Source organism: Arthrobacter sp. HMWF013, assembly GCF_003061105.1.
GTDB lineage: Bacteria > Actinomycetota > Actinomycetes > Actinomycetales > Micrococcaceae > Arthrobacter.
The window spans coordinates 478-4,115 of sequence record NZ_QAIQ01000689.1 but is presented as its reverse complement, the minus strand read 5'-3'; the positions used below and the strand labels follow the sequence as shown (position 1 = coordinate 4,115).

At 66.1% G+C, this 3,638-nt stretch carries 2 protein-coding genes; both read right to left on the bottom strand.

All coding sequences use genetic code 11. The features are described from left to right. Positions 1-243 precede the first annotated feature (243 nt). Positions 244-1,068, bottom strand: coding sequence for a hypothetical protein (locus DBR22_RS25050; RefSeq protein WP_258229402.1), 825 nt, complete (start codon positions 1,066-1,068; stop codon positions 244-246). Then, the coding region (locus tag DBR22_RS22390) for an Ig-like domain-containing protein (protein WP_258229401.1) at positions 1,065-3,638 on the bottom strand (2,574 nt) is incomplete at its 5' end. The genes DBR22_RS25050 and DBR22_RS22390, both read right to left, overlap by 4 nt.

The window sequence follows — 3,638 nt, the reverse complement described above, 5'->3', positions numbered from 1 at the left end:
TAAATGATGGCGCCCGCAACCAACGCAACACCGGCCACAGCAAAAGCCGTCCCCGAAATGAGTTTGTTATGGCGCTTCTTGAGACCGAGCTTCCCCAGCAGTGATGTCACGGCGTCAGATTTCCTTCAAGATTTTGATTCCCCCGGGCCGGCCCGAGACAAGGCCAGCACTTCCGATAACAGCCTACCGATTGACCCGAAGGCGGGCGATGGGCAGTTCTGCCCGCCTTCCGGGCGCCCCCGGCTATGGTGTGGCCCCTACCGGGAAGGTGCAGAGCGGGACGCCGCTCTGACCGGGCGCGCCGATCGAAGTGTGCGTGGAATTGATCCAGCGGGTCGCGTTCGGCGAACCGCGCATGATGTAGTACCACTGGCCGTCGCCGCCGTACGTCGTGCCGTGCGGCTTCCAGCACATAACGGTGAACGAGTCCATGTGGGACATCCACGGCCTGTCGTAGCCGCCCTTGCCGTCACAGGTGTGGGCCACCGGATCGTAAGACGTGGGTCCGGGAAGATCCGTGCAGCTGCGGTCCATTCCGGTGTTGAGGCGGGTGGCCCAGCTGGTTTTCTGCGTCCCGGACTGCGCGGAGGCAGATGCCACCGGACCGCCGGTGCCGCGGGAGTTCACTGTCTGGACCTGGATCGAGTGCGGTTCGCTGTACCCACCGGTGTTGATCGTCCGGCTTCCGGACGCGGCCACCCGCTCCCAGCCTCCGTTGTCGATCTTGATCTGCGTGTACGCGACGTCGTTGGTTGAGGTGGATGGCGAACTCCAGCTGAAGCTGAGGTTCTTCTGGTTCTCTGCCCCGTTCTGCCCGGAGGCCGACGGCGTGCCGGGGGCGCCGTACGGATTCGCGCCCGCCCCGGCGCTGGCATCGGAACTCGGCGCCACGCTGGAGTGCGCGGTGACCGTGATGGTGGTGGCGGCCCCGTTCGCGAAGCCTCCCTTGGTGTCCCCCGGGCTGACGGGCCCGGACTGGCCGGTGGTGGCGTAGTACGTGTAGCTGATCTCGCCATACGCCGACCCGTTGCGTTCGGCCGCGGTGAGTTCCTTGAAGTTAATGGTCACCTGCCGTCCTGCGCCGCCGGTGTTGGCCTCGGTGACACTGACTCCGGATACCTGGCTGAGCTTTCCGGTGGCACGCCGCGGCGCGGACGGCGCGCTGACGGCACCCTTTCCGGCTTTGTTTCGGCCTGGACGGTAAAGGTATACGAGGCCTCTGAGTTGTTGGCCGTGAAGTTCGCCGTCCGGACGGTGCCGGCAACCTGCTGGGTCTGTGCGGCCCCGCCGCCGCCGCTCATGGTGACGTAGTAGTTTTTGATCGCATCGCCGTTGGTGTTCGGCTCGGTCCAGTTGACCTTCAGCTGGTTGGACGTTCCGACCGATGACGCAACCGTCGTCGTCGGGGCGGCCGGCGCAGCCGGCACCCCGGCAGGATTGTCCTCAGCCGAGTACAGGCCCCAGTCGGAGGGCCCCAGTTCGTTGACGGCCTGGGCCCGTACCTTGTACCGCACGCCGTTGGTCAGGCCCGGCCAGGTGTACGTCAGTCCTGTAACACCGTTCTTCACGGCGATTCCGCTGGCAGGGGGCGGGGAGATCTCCAGGTTGTAGTTCTTTACTGCCGAGCCCTCGGTCTTCGCGGCGGCCCAGTTGATCACCATGTCCTTGTCACCGGCCTTGACCGTGGGAGCCTCCGGCGGGGAAGGCTTCTCATCCGGCCTGATCTCGTTGGAGGACTGTGATGGCACGGACTCCCCCACCTCGTTGGTGGCGGTGACGGTGAAGACGTACTTCACATCGTTGGTCAGGCCGTTGAGGGTGCACGTGGTGGTGGCGCAGTCCTGGCTGAACCCGGTGGAACTCACTGTGTATTTGCTGATCGTGGCGCCGTTGTCGGAAGGCGGCGTCCACTTGAGCACGGCGGTGCGGCTGCGCACATCCGTCGCTGTGGGGGCAGACGGCGCGTCCGGCTTGTCCCGCACCGTGATGCGCACGCGCCCGTCGGTCTGCCGCGAGACGTCGTCGGTCTTGTCCATCACGGTGTAGCGGATCACCATCACGCCCTTGAAGCCGTTGGCCGGGGTGACAGTAATGGAGTCGCCGGCCACCACGGGTTGGCCTGCAGCGGAGCCGGTTTCCACCGTGGCGGCGACGATCCGCAGCGGAGTGTCGCTGAAGGGGTTGAAATCGTTGGCCAGGACGTTGATGGACTCGGTCTTGCCGGCGTTGGCCTTCTCGATCACGTCCTCGTTCGCAACCGGCATGGGCCGGTTGGATGCCACGACGGTTGCCGTGACGGTGGCTTTTGCGGGCTCGGAGCGGCCGTCGCTGACCTTGAGCGGGATGCTGCCCTTCCAGCCGGCCCCCCTGCTGGAGTCCGCGGTGACTTTCAGGGTGGCGCCGTCCAGCGTGGCGTTGAAGCCTTCGGGGAGCGTGCCATCCAGCTCAAACCTGAGTTTCTCCTGGTCCCCGGCGTCCACGTCCTTGGCCAGGTTGCCCAGCTCCAGGGCGGCGGACTCGGCCTTGGGCACGTCGAGCGAGGTGCCGCTGAAGACAGGCGGGTGGTTGGCGTCCGGATCGGGGATGACCTTGGTGATGATGCTGAGCGTGGACTTGAGGCCCTGCGGATCCTCGGGACCGGAACCATCCGTCACTTCGAAGGTGACCGAACCCGGCCCCACGTAGTCCTCGAGCGCGGCGTAACGCAGCCGGTCCCCGCTGCCGTTGCCGGGCACCACGTTCTGCGGGTCGGCTCCCTGGACGCGGACCTTGTCCACCTGGGTGATCCGCGGCGCACGGCCCTCCCGGACGCGGACGTATTCGTTCAGGTCCAGGGTGATCTCTTTGCCGGCCATCACCTCGACCACCTCGGAGTTGGCCAGTGTGGGATGCTGTTCGCCCTGGCCGGGGACCCAGATGACCGCCGTCGCGCTTTGGCCGTCGATGTCCGTGACGGTGTACGGGACCAGCTGGTCGTTCGGGGCGAGGGTCACCACAACGTTTCCGTCGCCACCGGTTCGGGCGTTCGGGTTGCCGTCCGGCAGGCTGATCTTGAGCTCGGCGGCAACGCCGTCGGGATCGGCATCGTTCTTCAGGACCGGGACGTCCACAGCTGATTTGCCGAGGGTCTCGGCGGGGGTGACAACATCGTCTTTGGCAACGGGCAGCTTGAGGGCGGCGTCCGGACTGACCCTGAGACGGATCACGGCACTGCCCTGGGCTTTTTTGTCGTCCTGGATCTTGTAGGCCACGCTCTCGTTTCCGGCGGTGTCCGGCGCGGTGAGGAGCACCTTGCCGCCGTCGGCTGCCTCCACGGCGAGTTCGGGGCGGGATTCGAACCCGTTGGACACCAGGCTGATCGGGTCGCCGTCGGGGTCCGAGTCGTTGGTCAGGGCGTCGACGGCGATCTTGCGGCCGGGCCGGACGTCCACGGAGTCATCGATGGCGATGGGTTTCTGGTTGTTGGCTTCCTGGGGTGCGATGCCAACGATCACGGTGCCGGTGTTTTCGGCGCCTATCCGGTCCCGGACGCGGTAGCTGAACGTGTCCGTTCCGGCGGCGTTGCCGGCGGCGGTGAATTCGAGGTAACCGTCCTTCACCACAGCCGTTCCCATGGAAGGGGCTTTGTCGACGCCGGT